The organism is Streptomyces sp. NPDC034103 (assembly GCF_055575395.1).
In genome coordinates, this window is record NZ_JBVISS010000012.1 from 276,172 (window position 1) to 296,751 (window position 20,580).

The following is a 20,580-nucleotide window of genomic DNA, read 5'->3' on the forward strand; positions in this document are numbered from 1 at the left end:
CTTAGAAAGCGCTTGCTGCGCAGCCTAGGGCAGGTCCCGCCAGAGCGTCCAGAGTGATGCGTGGGGGAGTTGGCCATGGGGATGGCCCGCGGTGCGAGGTGGGAACCCGGCGGCGGCCGTCAGAGGGTCCGGGGCCGCCGCCGGAGGGGGGCGGGCGCGAGGGGTCAGCGGGTGACGTACACCGTCGCGGACGCCGTCGAGCCCGTGTGCAGGTCGTCGCCCGGCCAGCTCACCTTGTAGGTGGTCTCCCGCCGGGTGCGCGGGATGTCGTTGATCCTGAAGGTGCCGTCCGCGGCGACCGTCACCGACGACAGCGTGCCGGTGCCGAGCCGGTCGGTGCGCTCCACCTTCAGCACCGCCCGCTCCGGGAGCGCCCTGCCCCGGGCGGTGAAGGTGCCGGTGATCTCGACGCCTGTGGTCAGCGAGGCCTCGGCCGGGGCGGTCAGGGCGATCGAGGTGGGTGCCTTGCCGACGGACACCGTGTGGGTGACGTCGGTCGCCGGGCGGTGGGTGAGGTCACCGAGGTAGGAGACGGTGTAGGTGGCGTTCCCGAGCACCTCGGGCTCGTCCAGGACGGTGTAGGAGCCGTCCGCCTTGACCGTGAAGGTGCCCAGGTCATGGCTGCCCCGGGCGTCCGTACGGGTCGCCCTGACCCGCAGCGGCTCGGCGGGCGCCGGTCCGTCGTGCTCCAGCCGGCCCCGCACCGACAGCGGCTCGCCCACGACGGCCTGGGCGGGGCTGTGGGTGAGCGCGCTGCCGAGGCGTACGTCGTACTGCACGGCCGGGGGCTGGATGACGTGCAGCCAGTACTGGTTGCCGGCCGCGTTGGTCGTGACCGTGAACAGCCGGGCGCCGTCGGCGGACCACTCCATGCCGCGCGGTGCGACCCGGTCGCCGTCGAGGCTGCCCTCGAAGGCGAACTCCAGCGGTGCGGTGGAGTCGGTCGGGTCCGCGGGCTGCACCAGCAGGTCCGGGGTCGCGCCGGAGGCGGAGGCGCCGCGGGCGAGGTACTTGCCGTCCCCGCTGAAGGCGACCGCGCTGGCGCCGGCCCCGGCGGGTAGGGCCGGGTAGCCGGTGTCCGCGTCGGACAGGTCGGTGGTGTTCAGCAGCCGGGTGCCCTGGTCCGAGTCGGCGACCGCGACCTTGCTGCCGTCGGCGGAGAACGCCATGTCCTTCAGGTTCAGGGCGCCCTGGCCGTCGGCGTCGGCGAAGCGCCGGGCCGCCTTCCGGACCAGGGTGCCACCGCTGGTGTCGTACACGGTCAGGAACGGGTCGGCCGCCTGCGCGTTCAGCGGCTGCCCCAGCAGCATCCGGTCACCGGGCCCGGCCTCCAGCTGGAGCTTGCCGTGGTCCTGCCAGTTGGTGCGCGGCGCGGTGTTGTCCGCGGGGGCGTAGGAGTCGAGGTAGGTGAGCGTGGCGTCGCAGCCCGACGCGGAGGGCGCGTACGGCGTGGTGAAGTACGCCGTACCGCCGGAGAAGGCGAGGCTGCGGCCGCAGGTGTCGGTGGAGACGTACAGGCCGTTCGCCTGGTAGGTGCTGGTGTCGTAGCGCCAGAGCACCTCGCGTCCGCCGACGTAGAGGGTGGAGCCGTCCGCGTTCAGCGCCAGCCCGGAGATGTGCTGCTGGGTGCTGATCGTGGTGACCCGTTCGCCCTGGAAGTTGTAGACGGCGATCAGGCCGGTGGCGTAGGTGCCCAGGTTGCCGTCGGCGACGTAGACGCGTTCGTGCGCGGAGTCCACGGCCAGGGCCGAGTACGACGTGATCGGCAGCTTGGCCACCGCGTCGGAGGCCGCCGCGTGGGCCGCGGGCGCGGCCGCGACGGTCAGTCCGGTGGCGGCGAGCGCCGCGGTGACGACGGCGGCGGCGAGACGTCTGGGACGGTGTGCGGTGTTCAATTGTGCCCCCCACAGGCGTGGTTGGGCCTCACCCGGAGCGGAGAGACCCATGTGCCCCTCATGTAACAGGGGTGAAGATCCTGTGATCAAGGGGGCGCGTGGGGAGCCGGCGATTCCGCCACCGGGGTCGACCGCGCGTCGAGGGTCTCGGCCGGCCCGCCGACGCGGGGCCCGCCGGCGCGGGGGAAACCCTCGACGCCGCCGCACCGCGCGCGGGCGTCGCGGACGTACGTCGGTAGCGCGGTCGGGAACCGCGGACGCACGTCGTCAGTCGTATGTCAGTCGCTGTCGGCGAGGTCGGCCTTCTCGGCGTTCTTCTTCTTCAGCCGGGCCGTCTCCTTGCGGACCTCGGCCTGCGTGGCGCGCTCCTTCACCAGCCACTCGGGCTGCTCCTGCTTCAGCGCCTCGATCTGCTCGGTGGTCAGCGCCTCGGTGACACCGCCACGCGCCAGGCCCGCGATGGACACGCCGAGCTTGGCCGCGACCACCGGCCGGGGGTGCGGGCCGTGGGCCCGGAGGTCCTGGAGCCACTGGGGCGGCTCGGTCTGGAGCTGGTTGAGCTCGGCCCGCGAGACGACACCCTCACGGAACTCGGCGGGGGTGGCCTCGAGGTACACACCCAGCTTCTTCGCCGCTGTCGCGGGCTTCATCGTCTGGGTGTTCTGGTGCTGCGTCATGGTGTCCAGGGTATCCACTGGGTGAACCGCCGCCGACCACGGCCGGTAACCTGGCCAGGTGACAGGCTCGGAAGAACCCCCGCAGTTCCGGCTCGCCTACGTTCCGGGCGTGACGCCCTCGAAGTGGGTGCGGATCTGGAACGAGCGGCTGCCCGACATCCCGCTCACCCTCCTCCAGCTCCCCGCCCCCGAGGCACGCGACGCGCTCCGGGACGGCGCCGCGGACGCCGGTCTGGTCCGGCTGCCGGTCGACCGTACGGTGTTCAGCGCCATCCCGCTGTACGAGGAGACCACGGTCGTCGTCGTTCCCAAGGACCACGTCGTCGCTGCGGTCGACGAGGTGACCGGGGAGGACCTGGCCGAGGAGATCGTGCTGCACCCCCTCGACGACGTCCTGGACTGGGACCGGCCGCCGGGCCGCCCCGCCCTCGAGCGCCCGGCGACCACGGAGGACGCCGTCGAGCTGGTCGCGGCCGGGATCGGCGTACTGGTCGTCCCGCAGTCCCTGGCCCGGCTGCACCACCGCAAGGACCTCACCTACCGGCCGGTCACGGACGCCCCCGTGTCCGCGGTCGCCCTGTCGTGGCGGGAGGACGCGACCACGGACATGGTCGAGGACTTCATCGGCATCGTCCGAGGCCGCACGGTCAACAGCACCCGGGGCCGCTCCACGGACCGGACCGCCGGGACGCAGGCCCAGCCGAAGAAACAGCCGAAGCAGCAGACCAGGCGGTCCGCCGGCACCGACGGCACCGCCGGCCGACGCAAGCCGCCCGCCGGCAAGAAGCCCCAGGGTGCCAAGCGCGGCAAGCCCAAGCGCCGGTCGTAGGGCGACAGAACCAGGGCGTACGTCGCCCTGTCCGCCGTACTGATCAAGGCCTGGCCGTCGGTCCGGCTCAGCAGGCGGGCGGCTACCCAGGCGTTCTGGCGCGAAGCGCCTTCACGGGGCGCGGGAAACCGTCCGGCAGACGGGGAAACGCCTCCGCCGTGGGGCGGGGCGGGGCGGGACGGGGTACCTCGCGTGCGGTCAGGATGCCGTCGCCGAGCGCGCGAGCCAGTCGTACGCGGCTCGGGCCGTGAACTCCCGCTGGCCGCCGCGCACCAGCAGGTCCGCGGTGGCGAACTCCGGGGCGTCCGCCTGGGCGGCGACGTAGGGGATCGCGATGCAGCGCATCCCGGCCGCGTGCGCGGCGGCGGCGCCCGGGGCCGCGTCCTCCAGGACCACACAGTCGGCCGGGTCGGCGCCGAGCCGGCGGGCCGCCTCCAGGAAGACGTCCGGCGCCGGCTTGCCGCGCTCGACCTCGTCGGCGGAGACGACGGTGCGCAGATACGCGTCCAGGCCGGTACCGGCCAGGATCGCGTCGATGGCCTCGGGCGAGGAACCCGAGGCCACGGCCAACGGCACGCCCTCGGAGGCCAGCAGTGCCACGAACGCGCGCATCTCGGGGTAGGCGGGCGTGTTCGCGCGGGCCAGCTCCAGATAGCGGCGGTTCGTCGCGGCGAACAACTCCTCGACGGAAGGCCCCAGGTCGTAGCGGCGCTTCCACAGCTGGACCGTCTCCAGCGTGCTGATGCCGACGTAGCGCTCGTGCTCTTCCCAGGTGAAGTCGGGGACACCGTGCTCGGCGAGGATCTGGCGGCCCGCCTCGTAGTAGTTCGGCTCGCTGTCCACGAGCGTTCCATCGAGATCGAAGATGACCGAGAGGCTGCCGAGATTGCTCATGGCGCCCAGGATGTCAGGCACGGACGGCGCGGCCGATCGACTCCACCAGGGGCAGCAGCCGGTGCGGCACCCGCTCGCGCAGGGCCACCTCCGTGCGGGTGCGGACCACCCCCGGCAGGCTGATCACCTTTTGGATCACGTCCTCCAGATGCGCGTTGTCCCGCGCCACGACCCGGGTCAGCAGATCTCCGCCGCCCGCGATCGAGAAGGCCTCGACGATCTCCGGCACCGAGGCCAGCGCGTCGCCCACGTCGTCCAGCCGCCCCTGGGTGACCTCGATGTGCACGAACGCGAGCACGGGGTGGCCGAGGGCCGCGGGGGAGAGGGCCGGTCCGGTGCCGGTGATCACACCGTCCCGCTCCAGCCGGTCCAGGCGGGCCTGAAGCGTGCCCCGCGCGACGCCGAGAATCCGGGCGTACTCGCGCACGCTGGTGCGAGGCCGCTCCAGCAGCAGGCGCAGGATGCGGGTGTCGAGCTCGTCCACGGCCATGGTGCGCGGCCCTTCGTCGTCCGTGGTCCGTTGGCCCGCCACTGGAGGAGCCGGGACCGGTTTGTCTGTGCCAATGGTCCAGCCTAGTCGGTGTCGCTTGAGCCAGTCGGGGCGGTGATGCTGCAATGGGCCGGTCGATGGCGCTGCGGACCCCCGCGGCGCCTTTTTCATGCAGGTACTCGATGGGATGCAGGGGGCGGACAGCAGTGCTGAAGAGGATGTTCACGGCACCGGACCCGGGGCGCGTACGGCTGCGCTTCGCCGCCCGGGCCGTACTGGGCATCGGGCTCGCGGTCCTCGTCTCCGGCCTCGCCGGACATTCCCTCGTCGGCGCCGTCACCGGCGGCCTCGCCGCCCTGCTCGCGCTCTTCACCGTCACCGACGCCACGGTCCGCGCCCAGGCCGTGACCACCGCGCTGCTCCCGGTCGTCGGCCTCCCCGTACTGGCTGCCGCCACCCTCCTGCACGACCACCCCGTCGCCCGCGACCTCACCTTCCTCGCGGTGATCGGCGCGGGCGTGTACGCGCGCCGCTGGGGACCGCGCGGACACAGCCTCGGGGTGTTCGCGTTCATGACCTTCTTCGTCGCCCAGTTCCTGCGGGCCACCCCGCAACGGCTGCCCGAGCTGTACGCGGCCGTCCTGCTGTCCGTGCTCAGCGCGGCCGTGGTCCGCTTCGGCCTGTGGTGCTACGAGCGTCGGCTGCCCCCGGCCCCGGTCCCCGCCCCGCCCGCCGGCACGGGCCTCGCCCGGGTGACCACCCGCCAGGCGGTCCAGGCGACCACCGGCGCGGCCTTCGCGCTGGTCGTGGGTCAACTGGTCTCCCCGGAACGCTGGTACTGGGCCGTCGGCGCCACCTGGTGGGTCTTCGTCAACACCACCTCGCGCGGCGAGACCCTCGTCCGCGGCTTCCGCCGGGTCCTCGGCACGGTCATCGGCATCGGCCTCGGACTGCTCGTCGCCGTCCCGCTGGCGGGAGCCCCGGTGCCCTCGGCCGTGCTCCTCGCCGCCTGCGTCTTCGGGATCTTCTACACGGCCGCGGTCTCGTACACCTGGATGATGCTCTGCGTCACCGTCCTCGCCGAGCTGCTGTACGGCCTGCTGGGCCTGCTCACCCCCGGCCTGCTCGCCCTGCGCCTGGTGGAGACCGGCGTCGGGGCGCTCGGGGCCGTCCTCGCCGTGCTGTTCGTGCTGCCCGTCACCACCCACACCACCACCGACGCCTGGATCCAGCGCGCCCTGCGCTGCGTCCACGCCTGCACCGCCGAGACCGCCGCCCGGCTGCGCGGGGTCGCGGACGCCGACCCGGCCCCGCGGGTGGCCGAACTGGAGCACCTGCTGGCCCGGGTACGGCTCTCGGTCGCCCCGCTGGTGCACCCGCTCAACCCGATGCTCGGCCGCAAGCGGCGCGCCCACCGCGTGCTGGCGCTCCTCGACGACTGCGCGCGCGAGATCCGCGGCCTGGTCGCCGTCGCCGCCGACCCCGAGGCCTCCCACGACGCCCGCCTCGCCGCGGCCTGCTGGCGCGTGGAGGCCGCGGTGGAGGCACTCACCGACGGACGCCTCGACGAGCTGGCCGTCACCGACCAGCCGCCCGCGTCCGAGCCCGCGCTGGCCCATCTGCACGGCCTGGAACGGGCCCTCGCCGAGCTGGCGACACCGCTGCGGTCACCGTCCGGGTCGCCGCTCGTCGGCGCGTGACCCCGCCGGGGCGATCGGGGAGACCCCGTTCCGCTCCCGGCGTGGGCCGTGTCGGGGGCGCTGCCCGGTGGACGTCCGCCACGCCGTCTTTCGGTGGATGTCCGCCACGCCGAGGCCGGGAAGCCGGTGGGCGGGAGCCGGTGCGTGACTCCGGCGGCGGCTGAGGACGTCGGCCAGCGCGTCGGCTGAGCGCCGGGCGGCGGAACGTGGCGTGCGGAACGGCGGGTGATGGAACGTCGGGGGGCGGAACGTCGAGTGGTGGAACGTCGAATGGCTCCGCGTCCCCTTGCGGGGCGAAGACGCTCGCGGTGTAAGGTCTAGACCTTCGACCTTCGATGATCGGCTGAAGCCGTCGCCCACGACGGCACAGGACCGAGAGGGGACTCCGGTGGCAGACGGCGGCGAGCGACGGCGGGCCTTCATCGGGTCCTTCACGGCGGCCGGAGGGCCGGGGATCGTGCTGGCGGCCGTGGCCCCGGACGACGGTTCGCTGACGCCCCTGGGCAGTGTGAACGGCCTGCCCGACCCCTCCTACCTGGCCCTGTCGCCCGACAGGCGCACGCTCTACGCGGTGAGCGAGACCGCCGAGGGCGCGGTCGCCGCGTACCGGGTCGCCGACGACAAGATCGAGCCCCTCGGCCGTCCCGTGCCGGTCGGCGGCGGACCCACCCACCTCGGGCTGTACGACGGTCACGTCCTGACCGCCGACTACGGTTCCGGCAGCGTCACCGCCGTGCCCCTGCGCCCGGACGGGACCCTCGCGGGCGCCCCGTCCGGGAGCCTGCGGCACACCGGGTCCGGACCGCACCCGCGGTTCCAGCAGGCCCCGCACGCCCACCAGGTGCAGGCCGACCCGAGCGGGCGGTGGGCGGTCAGCGTCGACCTCGGCACGGACTCGGTGCGCGTGTGCACGGTGACCGGCGGCCGCCCCGAACCCCACCGAGAGTTCGCCCTGCGGCCCGGCTCCGGCCCGCGCCACCTGACCTTCCACCCCGACGGCACCCGCGCCTACGTCGTCAACGAACTCGCCCCGACGGTCACCGTCTGCCGCTGGGACGCCGACGACGGCCTCCTGGAGCCGCTGACGGAGGCCCAGTTGCTGCCGGGCGCCCCGGTCGGCGACGCCTACCCCTCGGGTGTGGTGGTCTCACCCGACGGCCGCTTCGTCTGGACCGCCACCCGAGGCGAGGACGTCCTGTCCACGCTCGCCGTCGAGGACGACAGGCTGCGACTCGTCGGCACCGTGCCCTGCGGCGGCCACTGGCCGCGGGCGCTCACCGAGTCGGCCGGTTTCCTGTACGCCGCCAACGAACGCTCGGGCGACGTGACCTGGTTCTCGACCGACCCCCACACGGGCCTGCCGTCCCGCACCGGCGCGCTCAAACTCCCGGCGGCGTCCTGCGTGATCTTCGACTGACCGGGGGGCGGGGGGCTGGACGCCGGGGCCGGAGGGGCGGGGGCGGAGGGGCGGGGGCGGAGGATCGGGGGGCCGGAGGGTCGGGGGCCGGAGGGTCGGGGGCCGGATGTCATGCCGGGCGGCGGATGCCGGATGCCGGGCGCCGCAGGTTCGAGTGGCCGGGCCTGGTCCGCCGCCCCCCCTGCCCCAGCGCGCCGTAACCCCAGTTCGCCGGGCCCCCAGTTCGCCGGGCCCCCAGCCCGCCGGGGGCGCGACCGGCCCGGTGCCGGATCGGTCGGCTCGGGGTGCCTCGACCGGCCTGTCCGGCCCGCCGGCTGCGATGGTGTCTCGCTGCACCGCGTGCGGACACACGCCGAAGGGCCCGCTTCCGGCGTGGAAGGGGCCCTTCGGCGGTTTCACGGCTGTGCGTGGCGTGGTGCGGCGACGCGTCAGCGGGTCGGTGCGCCCTGCGGCTGCTGCGGCGCGATGCCCAGGGCCGTCGTGTACTTGGCCAGCGCGAGCTTGCCGATGGCCGGGTAGGCGCCGAGCGCCTCGGCGGCGGAGCACCCCGCCTCCTTGGCGGCCTCCTCGATCAGCGCCGCCTCGATCTCCGGCCCTATCAGGTACGGCGCCAGCGCCAGCTGCTGCGAGCCCGAGGACCGCAGCTGCTCGGCCACGGAGGCGATCGAGCCCTCCTGGTCCAGCGCGGCCGCCATCACGGGCACGGCGAGGCGCGCGGCGAGCAGCATGCCGGTGATCCCGGCCGCCTGCACCGCCTCGTCACCACCGACGGAGGCCAGGATGATGCCGTCCGCGGCGGTCGCCACGGTGAACAGTCGCGCCCGGTCGGCGCGGGCCAGACCGGCCTCCGACAGCCGCACGTGCAGCGCCTCGGCGAGCAGCGGGTGCGGGCCGAGCACATCGGTCAGGTCGGCCGCGACCCGGCTGTCCATCACGGCCTGCCGGATGACCCGCAGCAGCGCGCTGTCCGGGCCGGCCAGCAGCGGCACGACGACGGCGACGGGGCCCTCGGGCTCCCTGACCTCCACACCGGCGGCCTTGGCCTGCTCATACCGGGCGGTGCGCTCCTGCGCGGTGTAGGTGAGCACCGACTGGAGCGTGGGGAACTCCGCGTCGTCCCCGTCGATGTACGCGATCCGCGCATCGAGGCCGGGGAGCTCGGAACGGGCGATGCTCACGACCTCTTCGGCAAGGCCGCGCGTGGCCGCGCTGGGCGTGCCCGGCACCGCGAGGACGAGCGCGGGCGCGCCCTCGGGAGCCGCCAGCGGCTCGGGACGGCGGTGCCGTCCGGGCTGGCGGGGGCGCGGCATTCGTACTGGCAGGCCGGCGGGCCCAGTGGGGGAGCTCATGGCGCCGCATGTTACTGGCTTACTGGGCTTCCCTGTTCGGGGAGGGTGCAGGTGAGCGGTATCCGTCCGGTTTTGTCTGATGAGTTACGTACGGAACGGATACGGCGGTCGGATCGGGATCAGTCGCTCTTTCCGGTCACCACGTACAGCATCGTCCCGTCACTCGGCAGGGTGAGCGCTCCCACCGCGAGGTCGGTCGCGATCCGTACCGACCCGTGCAACGGATCTCCGGCCGGCGCCACCCGGCGCGCATGGGGCAGCCGTCTCGCCAACTCCTCCTCCAGGGGTACGAGGAGAGGTTCACCGATCTTGAAGAGGCCACCGGTGAGAGCGACTTGGGGACTCCCCTCGGTGGGGCAGACGGCGGCCGCGGACTCGGCCATGTGACGGGCGGCGGTACGCAGGATGTCCGCGGCGACGGGGTCGTCCGGGGCGCAGGCGGCGACCTGGGGGGCGAATGAGGCGAGGACGGCGGGGCGGTCCGGGCGCGGGTAGAGCAGGCCGGGCAGTCCGGGCATCGGCCCGAACAACTCCTCGGCCCGTTCCAGCAGTGCCCTCGATCCGCCGGCCCGCCCGTCGTGGGCGCGCAGGGCGCACTCCAGGCCCGCCCGCCCGATCCAGGCACCGCCGCCGCAGTCCCCGAGCAGATGTCCCCAGCCGTCCGCACGGCACCACCGCGTCAGGTCCGTACCGACCGCGATCAGACCGGTTCCCGCCGCGACGACCGCACCGGGTGTCGCGCCGAGGGCGCCCGCGTACGCGGTGACGGCGTCGGCGACGAGAGCGACCCGCCCGACCCCGAACTCCCGCCCCAGAGCTTCCGGAAGCTCGGCGCGCAACGCCTCGCCCAGGGTGGTGAGCCCGGCGGCCCCGACCGCGGCCGTACCGAGCCGATCGACCCCCGTCACCTCGGTCAACGCCCGCACCATCGGCACCAGTTGCCGCATCAGGTGCTCCGGATCGATCCCCCGGGCCCCGGTACGCACCGGCTCCCGCGACTCGCGCTGCGCCAACGCCCCACGCCGCACGGTCCCGACGACGACCCGCAGACCGGAACCGCCGGAGTCGACAGCGAGGATCCCGGACTCGCCGTCGTCTTCCCCGTGCTCGGCACCGGGGAGTCTGGAGGCGACGGGGCCGTCAGAGCCGGCGACACGGCGATCCGCAGCGTCGACAGGGCTGCCGAAGCCACCTCCTGAGCCCAATTCGAAGCCACCTCCCGAGCCCAAGTCATCGACGGTCCCGCCGGAGTTGCCGACGGGAGACGCCGCGAACGCGGGAGACGCCGCGAACGCGGGAGACGCCGCGAACACGGAAGACGCCGCGGAGACGGAAGGCGCCGCGGGACTGGCCGCAGCAGCGGTCCGGCCCGCGGCTCCGGTCCCCGACCCGGCCGATCCGGCCCCCCCCGATCCGGCCGCCCCGCGCGTCCCCGGACCGGACGCGGCCCCGGTCACGGCAGGCGCCAGTCCACCGGCTGTCCCCCCTGCCTGACCAGCAGGTCGTTGGCGCGGCTGAAGGGGCGGGAGCCGAAGAAGCCTCGGTCGGCCGACATCGGGGACGGGTGGGCGGACTCCACGGACGGCAGGTCCCCGAGCAGCGGGCGGAGGTTGCGGGCGTCGCGGCCCCACAGGATGGACACCAGCGGCTTGCCGCGCGCGGCGAGCGCCCGTATCGCCTGTTCGGTGACGTCCTCCCAGCCCTTGCCGCGGTGCGCGGCAGGCTTGCGCGGGGCCGTGGTGAGCGCCCTGTTGAGCAGCAGCACGCCCTGCCGGGTCCACGGTGTGAGGTCGCCGTTGGACGGCTGGGGCAGCCCCAGGTCCGTGGTGAGCTCCCGGTAGATGTTGATCAGGCTGCCGGGCAGCGGCCGCACCTCGGGCGCGACCGAGAACGACAGCCCCACCGCATGCCCCGGCGTCGGGTAGGGATCCTGTCCGACGATCAGGACGCGGACGTCGTCGAAGGGCTGTTGGAAGGCGCGCAGGACATTCGGTCCGGCCGGCAGATAGGTGCGTCCCGCGGCGATCTCCGCCCGCAGGAAGTCACCCATCTCGGCGATCCGTCCGGCAACGGGTTCCAGGGCCTTCGCCCAGCCCGGTTCGACGATTTCATGCAAGGGTCGTGGTGCCACGGCGTCACCCTACTGCCGTAAGGACAGCGGTGATCAACCGGTGGCCAAAGCCCGTTGGTCCCCCCTGGTGGCTCATCCGACGACCGCGGCCCGCACACACAGGACGTCCGGCAGATGGGACGCGAGTTGGCGCCAGCTGTCGCCGTCGTCGCCCGACGCGAACACCTCGCCGTTGCGATTGCCGAAGTACACGCCCGCCGGGTCCGCGTCGTCGGTGCACAGCGCGTCCCGCAGCACGGTCCCGTAGTGGTCGCCCTGCGGCAGTCCCGCCGACAGCGGCTCCCAGCTCTTGCCCGCGTCAGCGGTGCGGAAGACCCGGCACCGGCGGTCGGCCGGGACCCGGTCCGCGTCGGCGTTGATCGGGAACACGTACGCCGTGTCGCCGCGGCGCGGATGGGCGGCCACCGCGAAGCCGAACGTGGACGGAAGTCCCTCGCCGATGTCCGTCCAGTGGGCGCCCGCGTCATCGCTGCGGTACACACCCCAGTGGTTCTGGAGGTACAGGCGGTCCGGGGTCGCCGCGTCCCGGGTGACCTTGTGCACGCACTGGCCGAACTCCGGGTCGGGATCCGGCAGGAACACCGCGGAGACACCGGAGTTGGAGGGGAACCAGCTCGCGCCGCCGTCGGTGGTCCGGAACACCCCGGCCGTCGAGACCGCGACCGTCAGGGCCTGGGGGTCGCGCTTGTCCGTCAGGATCGTGTGCAGACCCTCACCGCCGCCGCCCGGCACCCACTTGGAGCGTGTGGGGTGCTCCCACAGCGGGCGGACCAGCTCGAAGGTCTCGCCGCGGTCCTCCGAGCGGTACAGCGCGGCCGGTTCCGTGCCCGCGTACACCACGTCCGGCTCGGCGGCCGCCGGGTGCAGCTGCCACACCCGCTCCAGCGACGCGCCCGTGTCCTTGGGGAACTTGACGGCGGGCTGCGCCGGCTCGGTCCAGGTGCGGCCCAGGTCGTCGGAGTGGAAGACGGACGGGCCCCAGTGCGCGCTGTCACCGCCGGCCAGGAGCCGCGGTCGCTCACCGCGGGTGTCGATCGCGACCGAGTACACGGCCTGCGCGTTGAAGTAGGGACTTTCGTCGAACTCCCAGGTGCCACCCCGCCTGCGCCCGATGAACAGGCCCTTGCGGGTGCCTACGGCGAGCAGTACCTCGGTCATGCCGACCACCTCCGTGACGTCGTTGTCTCAGATACCGGCCAGTCTGCACCCCGGCACTGACAGTCACCCCTGGAACGGGCTCCACCGCAGGTCAGGGCGGGATGTTAACCGCTTCCCGGAATCTGCGGGGCGCTTTCCGCATGACCGGCCCGAGGGGGTGCGACCCGTGCGACGGTCGGGCTGGGGGCCGGTCCTGAGCAGGGCGGAGCCGTCCCCCGTATGGAAAGGCGGTCCGGCATGTTCGCGCGCTCATGAGGAGGAAGCCTTCGATGACGTTCCGTGGTCCGAGGGTGTGGCTGTGGCGCTGGCGGCGCAATCCGCTCAAGCGCCGTGCCGACAAGGTGGAGGCCTGGGTCGTGCTCGGAGCATGGCTGCTCGCCGCCCTCCTGGGGCTGCTCGCCGGGATGGGCGCGACCCGGTCCGTGGAGCAGAGCCTGGCCAGGGAACGTGTCGAATGGCGGCCGGTCGAGGCCCGGCTCGTCGAGGAGGCGCCCGGGACCTTCATCGGGGAGTCCGGGACGGCGAGCAGTGACCGGGTGTGGGCGAAGGTCCGCTGGGCGGCCCCGGACGGCTCCTCCCGCACCGGCCAGGTCCGTGTCCGCCCCGGCAGCCCCTCGGGCACGCCGGTCACCGTCTGGACGGACCCGCGGGGCCGCCTGGTCACCCGCCCGGCCACCGAGTCCCAGGCAGCCCTCCGGGCCTCCCTGATCGGCGCCCTGGTGGGCATCGGCGCCGCCTTCGTCCCCTTCGTCGCCGGCCGCATGCTGTGCGGACGCCTGGAGCGTCAACGCATCGACCACTGGGACACGGAGTGGGCACGGTTCGGACCGCTGTGGGGGCGGACGAGGTGAGACCGGGGCGGGGACTTGGGTGAGAGCTGGGGTGGCGGGCCCGTACCGCCAGGGCGCGGGTGCGGTGGGGACGGGTAGGGGGCCCGGTACAGCGCGGCCACTACGCCGTCAGCCCGACGCGCCGGGGACGCGTGGCGGCCGGCAGAGCACGGCCCCGACCGCCAAGGCGCGGGGCACGGGCGCGACTGCCAGGACCCGGGCACGGCCCCGACCGCCAAGGCGTGGGCGCGGGCGCGACGGGGACGGATTGCGGTTGCTGGGCGCCCGCCCGCACCGTCACAGCGCAGGCGACGACCCGCCAGGCGCGGGGCACGGGCGCGACTGCCAGGACCCGGGCACGGCCCCGACTGCCAGGGCGTGGGCGCGGGCGCGACGGGGACGGATTGCGGTTGCTGGGGCCCCCGCCCGCACCGTCACAGCACAGGCGACGACCCGCCAAGGCGCGGGGCACGGCCCCGACCGCCAAGGCATGGGCACGGGCGCGACCCGTCGAGGCACAGGCACGGACCGCGGTGGCCAGCGCGCCCACCCGCCCGCACCCTCACACCGCAGACGCCGCCCCGCCACAGCCGCGAGAAGCAGCACGCGGGGAGGATGCCCCCTCTCCACGCATGCTCGCCCCATCCCCATCCCCATCCCCGTCCCCGCCGCCCCCATCGTCCCCGTCCCCCGCCACAACCCCCCGGCACGCCCGCAGCAACTCCTCGTCCTCGAGCACGTCATGGCTCCCGTAGCCAGCGAACTGCCCGGCGGCCGCCGCATGCCGTCGAGGCGCGGTCAGCTCGCCCCGGGCCAGGTCGTGCAGCGGTGCCCCCGCTGGGCCCATCGCCGCGACGCACTCCACGATGGTGCGGCGGGTCCGGGCGTTCTCGGTCCACGCCCGCCGTAGCACTGGGAACACCCCCTGGGTTTCCCCGGCGATGCGCCACACCGCGCAGGCGGCCGTCGTCCGCTGCCACACGCACTCCGCCTCGGTCATCCGCCGCAGCCCCTCCAGCGCGGGCGTCGCCGCGTGTCCCAACTGCCCCAGCACCTCGGCGGCGGACCGGCGTTCGCGCGAGTACTCGTCGGTCAACTCCCGTATGAGTACCTGAAGTACGGCATCCACATCGCCCGACACCGCCCACAGGGCCTCCGCTGCCGCGACCGCGCTCGCGCCCTCCAGCAGTCCGCGCAGCACCGGTACCGACTCCCGCGCCGACTCCCCGAGCGCGCCGAGTGTCCGCGCCCCGGCGGAAACGACCGAGTCCCGCAGTCTCAGCCCCTCCGGCATGCCGCGCAGCAGCCGGGCGACCAGCGGCGCGCACTCACCGTCACCCAGTACCCGGAGGGCGGACAGCAGCGGCACCGCACGCTCGTACAGGTCGGGGGCGTCGAGGGGCAGGGCGGCGAGCCTCGCGCGCAGTGCCGGTGCCAACGGAGCGGCGGCCGGGCCGAGATGGGGGATGACGTGTCCGAGATCGTCCGGGGCGACCGCCCCCGCGAGCACCTCGCCCAGGACCGGCACCGCCCGCGCGTCCCCGCTCCTGGCGAGGGCCTTGAGTGGCCCGCCCAGCGTCGGTGCGCCATGCTCCCAGTGCCGCACCCACAGCTCGGGGCGCGCGACCACCAGGGCGTGGAGGTCGTCGGCGGCTGGTGCGGCCAGGTCGAAGAGGTCGACCAGGACGGAGATGGCGGCGTCGCGTAACCGGTCGTCGTCGGCGTCCAGTTGGGCTCCGATCAGCGCGACGGGTGTGGCGTAGTCGGCGCGCCATTCGCGGAACAGCATCGGCGCCATCCATACGGCGTTGCACCGGTCGGTGGGTTCGGGGCTGGTCAACTGGCCGTTCAGCAGGGCGATCCGGTCGGCCACCCGTCCGTCGAGCGCGGTGTGCAGGGTCCGCAGGAGCTGGGAGCCCTCCTCGTCCGAGGGGCGCAGGCGCCGCAGCCGGCCGACGAGCGTGTCCGTGTCCGGCCGGTCGGGTGCGCAGCTGGTGGCGGACCGCTGTCCGGAGCGGCTGCGCAGCAGGGCGACGGCTGTGGGGACGAGGTCGGCCGGGAGGCGGCCGGGGGCGCATCCCGCCAGCTGGCCGAGCGCGGCGAGCCGCAGCCCGGGGCCGTACGGCTGTGCGCTCTGGGCCGCCAGGAGGTCGACGGCCGGCCGCGCGTGGCCGGGGTGGCGGCGGGCGAAGAGCCCGAGCGCCTCGGTCAGCGCGAACAGGACCCGGTCGTCCCGCTCCACCGTGATCCGCTCCCGCAACAGGTCCAGAACCCGCGCCGGTTCGTCGAGGAACCGTACGACAGCGCCCACGGCCGCCCCGCGGACCCCGGCGTCCAGGTCCCCGGTCAGCCGGACGAAGACCTCGGCGCCCGACCGCACCGCGGCGCGCGCCATCCCGTACGCGCCCTCGGACGGTTCGCCGTCCCCGCCGATACTGACGAGGAGCTCGACGATCCCGCCCCGGTCCCGTACCTGCCGCTGCGCGGCGAGCGCGAAGAGGAACGGGACACAGGCCAGCGTCGAGTCGTACACGTCTCCCTGGTGGTGCACCGCGCCATACATCCCGTCGAGCGCGATCTCCCGCTCGGCGGCATCCGCGGAGGCCAGGCCCCGCAGCAGGCCGGGCACATCCTCCGCGCTGCCGTACGCATGACGCATCGAAGCCCAGTCGACCTCGTCGATCCCCGTGAACACGCAGTCCTCCCCAGGCGAGTGCCATCTGATCGGAGTCTGCACCACGGCACTGACAACGATGTGACATCGAGGGGTGACTGTCTGTTAACAGGGCCTTCGCTGGCCGGTCAGCCTCCCTCAGTCCGCGCCGGGCAGCGCCCGCCCGAGGATCGCGCCCACGTCGGCCGAGTCGGGAAGGGTGCCGAACGCGTGCCCCCAGTCGCCGCCGAGGCGGGTCGCGCAGAAGGCGTCGGCGACGGGGGCCGGGGCGTGCCGGACCAGCAGGGAGGCCTGGAGGGTGAGCGCCATCTGCTCGACCAGCCGGCGGGCACCGGTCTCGGAGGCCGAGGCCAGCAGGCCCCGCAACCGGGCCACGGCCGCATCGAGACGCGCGTCCGCCCCCTGCGCCAGGGCGAGTTCGGCGAACAGGGCGTCCACCGTACGCGGCTCCTTCGTCAGCGCCCGCAGGACGTCGAGGGCGTTGACGTTCCCCGAGCCCTCCCAGATCGACAGCAGGGGGGCCTCGCGGTAGTGGCGGGGCATCCCCGAGTCCTCGACGTAGCCGTTGCCGCCCAGGCACTCCAGGGCCTCGGCGGTGAAGGCCGGGCCGCGCTTGGTGACCCAGTACTTGCCGACGGCGGTGGCGATGCGCCGGAAGGCCTGCTCGCCCTCGTCGCCGCGCACCGCGCGGTCGGCCGCTCCGGCCAGCCGCAGGGTGAGGGTGGTAGCGGCCTCGGACTCCAGGGCGAGATCGGCGAGCACGTTGCGCATCAGTGGCTGGTCGGCCAGGCGGGCGCCGAAGGCGCTGCGGTGCCGCGCGTGGTGACCGGCCTCCACCAGCGTCTTGCGCATGAGCGTCGCCGACATCATCACGCAGTCCAGGCGCGTGCAGTTCACCATGTCGATGATCGTTCTGACGCCCCGTCCCTCGGGTCCGACGAGCCAGGCGACGGTCCCGTCGAACTCGGGCTCGGAGGAGGCGTTGGAGCGGTTGCCCAGCTTGTCCTTCAGGCGCTGGATGCGGAAGGTGTTGCGGCTGCCGTCGGGCAGCACACGCGGTACCAGGAAGCACGACAGTCCCTCGGGAGCCTGCGCGAGGACCAGGAAGACGTCGCACATCGGCGCCGACGTGAACCACTTGTGCCCGCGCAGCGTGTACACGCCCGGTTCGGCGGTGGGCGTGGCCGCCGTGGAGTTGGTCCGGACGTCGGAGCCGCCCTGCTTCTCGGTCATCCCCATGCCCGCCAGCAGGCCGCGCTTCTCGGTCGGCACCCGCAGCACCGGGTCGTACTCGCGGCCGGTCAGCAGGGGTTCGTAGGCCTTCGCGAGCTCCGGCTGGTGGCGCAGGGCCGGGACGGCGGCGTACGTCATCGACGCCGGGCAGCCGTGCCCGGCGTCCGTGTGGCCCCAGGCCAGGCCGCCCGCGGTACGGGCGACATGGGCGCCCGGCCGGTCGTCGGCCCAGGGCGCGCCGGCCTGCCCCTCGGCGACCGCGACCCGCATCAGGTGGTGCCAGCTCGGATGGAACTCGACCTCGTCGACGCGGTGGCCGTACCGGTCGTGGGTGCGCAGTACGGGTGCGTGCCGGTTGGCGAGGTCGGCCCACTCCTGGGCCTCGGCGCTCCCGGCCAGCCGCCCGAGCCGGCGTAGGTCCTCCTCGGCCCAGCCGGCGCCCTCCCGGCGCAGCCCCTCCAGCAGGGCCGTGTCGTCGGACGCGTCGTACGGGGCCAGGGGAGGGGGCTGATTGGTGACGTCGTGCGTCGCGGGTGTGGAGACCATGGAGTGAGTGTTGCACTATCACTGCGGTCGCAGCAATGATGCAATACGGCCTACAGTACGTGACCATGCGGACGAACACGACGGCGTGCCCCGACGAGCTGGAACTGCGCCCGCTGTCCGCGCGCTCGGTCGTCCTGAGTCTGCTGCTGGGCGCGCATCCGCCGGAGCTCCCGGTGAAGGAGCTGGTACGCCGCGTGGAGCCGTTCGGGGTCGGTGGCTCCACCGCGCGGGCCGCGCTCAGCCGGATGGTGGCCGCCGGCGACCTCAGGCGCACGGACGCCGTCTACCGCCTCAGCGACCGGCTGCTGGAGCGCCAACGGCGCCAGGACGACGCCGTACAGCCCCGCACGCGCGCGTGGGACGGCGACTGGGAGATGCTGGTGATCACCGCGACCGGACGTGGCCCCGCCGAACGGGCCGATCTGCGCGCCCGGCTGACCACGCTGCGGCTCGCGGAGCTCCGCGAGGGCGTCTGGCTGCGCCCCGCCAACCTGAGCCGGCGGCTGCCGGCCGAGCTGGACCAGGTGGCCGAGCGCTGCGCGGCCCGCCCCGACCGCCCCGCGGGGGAACTCGCGGCGGCCCTGTGGTCGCTCGACACCTGGGCCGCCACGGGACGGGCCCTGCTCGCCCACGCGTCCCGCGCGGAGCGGCCCGCGGAGCTCTTCACCGCCTTCGCGGCGGTCGTACGGCACCTGCTCGCCGACCCGGTCCTGCCCGAGGTGCTCCTGCCGGACGACTGGCCGGGCGAGGCCCTGCGCGGCGCGTACGCCGACTACCGCCGGTCGCTGGGTACATGACGCGGCGACCGTGCGAAGCGCCGCGCGGGGACGCTTCGCACGGCCGCCTTCACCGTGGGGGGACTGCTGGGGGCTACCTGTAGGTGATGTCCGACGTCGCGTACTTGCAGTACGTGCCGTCAGGGCCGGAGCCGTTGGTGGTCGGTTCCTTGCCGCTGTTGTTGCCGATGTACTTCTGGCAGGGAATGATCTTCCTGCTGCTGTCGCCGACGATGGTGATGTTCCTCAGGGTCGCGCTGTCGCCGTAGTTGGTGTTGATGCCGACGAGCTTGTTGCCCGAGTAGGTCGCCTCGACGGTGTTGAGGTTGATCGTCCGCTTGTACTGCGTCGAGCAGTTGCCGCACGAGCGCACGAAGGTGCCGAAGTTCTGCACCGCGAAGTTGGAGATGTTCAGCGTCCCGGCCCCGTTGAACTGGAACACCTTGTCGCTCGCGGAGCGCGCGCCGCCGCCGGAGACGGTGTACACGTTCGACGACGAGGAGCCGCGGAAGGTGGCCGCGTCCTCGCCGACGTCCTCCCACCAGACGTTCTGCAGCGTGCAGCTGCCGGCGCAGTGGATGCCGTCGGCCGCGGGGGCGCCGATGATGACGTTCTTCAGGACCGTGCTGGCGGCCAGTGACAGGATCGGCCCCTGGTCCTCGTCCTGGCTGCCGCTGCCCAGGTCGCCGGTGCCGTAGAGCCGCTTCATCCCGTAGTCCTTGGTGCCGGACAGCGAGATGGTCGAGGAGACCGCCTGGCTGCCGTTGGCGGTGGGCCAGGTGGCGGCGTTCGCGGGGGAGGCTCCCGTAGTCATGATCATGCCAACCGACAGGCTGAGTGCGGCCAGCGTGCCGGTCAGCGCGCGCCGTGAGGCACGCGGGCGGGTTCCAGAAGTCATGTCCCGATTCCTTCTGTTCGTCGAGCGGTCGAGGGGGGATGTCAGAGCTTTCCGGCGCCCGCGCCGGACGTCACCGAGGCGACGACCGTCGAGGCGGGCTCCGCGGTGTAGCCGTACGGAGGGCTGGTGAAGCTGCCCGTCCGGGAGATCTCGGTGGCGGCCCCGCCGAGATCGTTGCCGCGCAGATTCGCGTAGCCGTCCACGTCACTGCTGCGGTTCGTGGTGACAGCGACTCCGGTGTTGCGGAAGACGTTGTTCTCCACGAGCATCTGGGCGCCCATGCGCGAGTGGCAGGCGGTCTCCGCGCCGTCCACGTAGTTGTTGTAGAAGTGCCCGGTGCCGAAGCGCAGGCTGGGGATGCGCGAGTAGACGTTGCGGAAGCTGTTGTGGTGGTACGTCACCCTCAAGTGCCCGGTGTCCTCGCTCGCGTTGTTGTCGCTGTGCCCGACGAGCGAGCCCTTGAAGTGCTCCTTGAAGGTGTTCCACGACACCGTGACGTTGTCGGAACCGTGGTTGATGTCCAGCAGGCCGTCGTAGTAGTCCTTGTCGTGACTGCGGTCCGCCGAGAAGGAGTTGTGGTCGATCCACACCTTGGTCGACGCCTGCACCTCGATACCGTCGGCCGGTGCGAGCGGCTTGCTGATGTTCAGGTTGCGGATGACGACGTTGCCGACCTTCTTCAGCCGCAGCCCGCCTCCGGTGAAGCCGGAGGACGAACCGACGCCCAGCACCGTGGTGTTGGAGCCGATGTCGACCTGACCGCTCAGCGAGATCAGGCCGTTGACCCGGACCACCTTGGCCGTGCTGCCGGTGACGGCCGTCTTGAAGGCCGCCAGGGTCGAGACGGTGACCGCCGTGGTGCTCCCGCCGCCGGTCGCGCCGGCGCCGAAACCGACGGGGGAGGACTCCGCCGCACCGGCCGACTGCGGTACGGCGAGCACGGTCACCGTGGCGAGGGCGGCCGCGCAGGCCGTCACCAGCGTGGACCTTTGCGCGTGTGTACGTGGGGGGTGAGCGCGCATGGGTGCGTCCCTTCTGGACGGACTTCTTCGATCATGTATCTGAACGTTGTGCGCTATCCAG

18 protein-coding genes are annotated in these 20,580 nt (G+C 73.5%); 6 read left to right on the forward strand and 12 right to left on the reverse strand.

The features are described 5' to 3' along the window. Nucleotides 1-164 precede the first annotated feature (164 nt). Both ACZ56U_RS27580 and ACZ56U_RS27585 read right to left on the reverse strand, forming a co-directional pair. A complete protein-coding gene (locus ACZ56U_RS27580; protein ID WP_469086657.1) occupies nucleotides 165-1,895 on the reverse strand; it encodes an Ig-like domain repeat protein in 1,731 nt (576 codons plus the stop codon). 278 nt (nucleotides 1,896-2,173) lie between these two features. Next, nucleotides 2,174-2,572: a DUF5997 family protein gene (locus tag ACZ56U_RS27585; RefSeq protein WP_469086658.1), complete on the reverse strand. Its 399-nt coding sequence runs from the start codon at nucleotides 2,570-2,572 to the stop codon at nucleotides 2,174-2,176. A gap of 58 nt (nucleotides 2,573-2,630) precedes the next feature. Here ACZ56U_RS27585 and ACZ56U_RS27590 point away from each other — a divergent pair, with 58 nt between their 5' ends. Continuing rightward, nucleotides 2,631-3,401: a LysR substrate-binding domain-containing protein gene (locus tag ACZ56U_RS27590; protein WP_469086659.1), complete on the forward strand. Its 771-nt coding sequence runs from the start codon at nucleotides 2,631-2,633 to the stop codon at nucleotides 3,399-3,401. A 198-nt stretch (nucleotides 3,402-3,599) separates the two neighbouring features. Here ACZ56U_RS27590 and ACZ56U_RS27595 read toward each other — a convergent pair whose 3' ends face one another. Together ACZ56U_RS27595 and ACZ56U_RS27600 are read right to left on the reverse strand one after the other, a co-directional pair. Next, nucleotides 3,600-4,295 (reverse strand): HAD family hydrolase, encoded by a 696-nt coding sequence (locus ACZ56U_RS27595; protein ID WP_469086660.1) that lies wholly within the window; start codon nucleotides 4,293-4,295, stop codon nucleotides 3,600-3,602. 13 nt (nucleotides 4,296-4,308) lie between these two features. Then, on the reverse strand, nucleotides 4,309-4,785 hold the full coding sequence (locus ACZ56U_RS27600; RefSeq protein ID WP_391242848.1) for an Lrp/AsnC family transcriptional regulator: 477 nt from the start codon (nucleotides 4,783-4,785) through the stop codon (nucleotides 4,309-4,311). 206 nt (nucleotides 4,786-4,991) lie between these two features. Here ACZ56U_RS27600 and ACZ56U_RS27605 point away from each other — a divergent pair, with 206 nt between their 5' ends. Together ACZ56U_RS27605 and ACZ56U_RS27610 are read left to right on the forward strand one after the other, a co-directional pair. After that, nucleotides 4,992-6,485: an FUSC family protein gene (locus ACZ56U_RS27605; protein WP_469086661.1), complete on the forward strand. Its 1,494-nt coding sequence runs from the start codon at nucleotides 4,992-4,994 to the stop codon at nucleotides 6,483-6,485. Nucleotides 6,486-6,873: 388 nt separating this feature from the next. Further along, a complete protein-coding gene (locus tag ACZ56U_RS27610; RefSeq protein WP_469086662.1) occupies nucleotides 6,874-7,902 on the forward strand; it encodes a lactonase family protein in 1,029 nt (342 codons plus the stop codon). Between the two features lie 428 nt (nucleotides 7,903-8,330). Here the strand turns inward: ACZ56U_RS27610 and ACZ56U_RS27615 are convergent, their stop codons facing one another. Both ACZ56U_RS27615 and ACZ56U_RS27620 read right to left on the reverse strand, forming a co-directional pair. After that, nucleotides 8,331-9,251 (reverse strand): sirohydrochlorin chelatase, encoded by a 921-nt coding sequence (locus ACZ56U_RS27615; protein WP_469086663.1) that lies wholly within the window; start codon nucleotides 9,249-9,251, stop codon nucleotides 8,331-8,333. A 119-nt stretch (nucleotides 9,252-9,370) separates the two neighbouring features. Beyond that, entirely contained in the window at nucleotides 9,371-10,300 is a 930-nt protein-coding gene (locus tag ACZ56U_RS27620) for an N-acetylglucosamine kinase (protein WP_469086744.1), read from the reverse strand. Here ACZ56U_RS27620 and ACZ56U_RS27625 point away from each other — a divergent pair. After that, nucleotides 10,190-10,450 carry a hypothetical protein gene (locus tag ACZ56U_RS27625; protein ID WP_469086751.1) on the forward strand — a complete coding sequence of 87 codons (261 nt, stop codon included), beginning with the start codon at nucleotides 10,190-10,192 and terminating at the stop codon, nucleotides 10,448-10,450. The genes ACZ56U_RS27620 and ACZ56U_RS27625 overlap by 111 nt on opposite strands. 254 nt (nucleotides 10,451-10,704) lie before the next feature. Here the strand turns inward: ACZ56U_RS27625 and ACZ56U_RS27630 are convergent, their stop codons facing one another. Together ACZ56U_RS27630 and ACZ56U_RS27635 are read right to left on the reverse strand one after the other, a co-directional pair. Continuing rightward, nucleotides 10,705-11,382 (reverse strand): uracil-DNA glycosylase, encoded by a 678-nt coding sequence (locus ACZ56U_RS27630; RefSeq protein WP_469086664.1) that lies wholly within the window; start codon nucleotides 11,380-11,382, stop codon nucleotides 10,705-10,707. Between the two features lie 72 nt (nucleotides 11,383-11,454). Continuing rightward, a complete protein-coding gene (locus ACZ56U_RS27635; protein ID WP_469086665.1) occupies nucleotides 11,455-12,540 on the reverse strand; it encodes a WD40/YVTN/BNR-like repeat-containing protein in 1,086 nt (361 codons plus the stop codon). A gap of 269 nt (nucleotides 12,541-12,809) precedes the next feature. Here ACZ56U_RS27635 and ACZ56U_RS27640 point away from each other — a divergent pair, with 269 nt between their 5' ends. Continuing rightward, nucleotides 12,810-13,391 (forward strand): Rv1733c family protein, encoded by a 582-nt coding sequence (locus tag ACZ56U_RS27640; protein WP_469086666.1) that lies wholly within the window; start codon nucleotides 12,810-12,812, stop codon nucleotides 13,389-13,391. 541 nt (nucleotides 13,392-13,932) lie between these two features. Here ACZ56U_RS27640 and ACZ56U_RS27645 read toward each other — a convergent pair. Continuing rightward, entirely contained in the window at nucleotides 13,933-16,065 is a 2,133-nt protein-coding gene (locus ACZ56U_RS27645) for a HEAT repeat domain-containing protein (protein ID WP_469086667.1), read from the reverse strand. A gap of 117 nt (nucleotides 16,066-16,182) precedes the next feature. Further along, nucleotides 16,183-17,823, reverse strand: coding sequence for a DNA alkylation response protein (locus ACZ56U_RS27650; protein WP_469086668.1), 1,641 nt, complete (start codon nucleotides 17,821-17,823; stop codon nucleotides 16,183-16,185). A 65-nt stretch (nucleotides 17,824-17,888) separates the two neighbouring features. Here ACZ56U_RS27650 and ACZ56U_RS27655 point away from each other — a divergent pair, with 65 nt between their 5' ends. Beyond that, nucleotides 17,889-18,620: a PaaX family transcriptional regulator C-terminal domain-containing protein gene (locus ACZ56U_RS27655; protein WP_469086669.1), complete on the forward strand. Its 732-nt coding sequence runs from the start codon at nucleotides 17,889-17,891 to the stop codon at nucleotides 18,618-18,620. Nucleotides 18,621-18,693: 73 nt separating this feature from the next. Here the strand turns inward: ACZ56U_RS27655 and ACZ56U_RS27660 are convergent, their stop codons facing one another. Both ACZ56U_RS27660 and ACZ56U_RS27665 read right to left on the reverse strand, forming a co-directional pair. Continuing rightward, nucleotides 18,694-19,497, reverse strand: coding sequence for a pectate lyase (locus ACZ56U_RS27660; protein ID WP_469086670.1), 804 nt, complete (start codon nucleotides 19,495-19,497; stop codon nucleotides 18,694-18,696). 41 nt (nucleotides 19,498-19,538) lie between these two features. Next, nucleotides 19,539-20,519, reverse strand: a complete 981-nt coding sequence (locus ACZ56U_RS27665; protein ID WP_469086671.1) for a pectate lyase family protein — start codon at nucleotides 20,517-20,519, stop codon at nucleotides 19,539-19,541. Nucleotides 20,520-20,580: the final 61 nt, after the last annotated feature.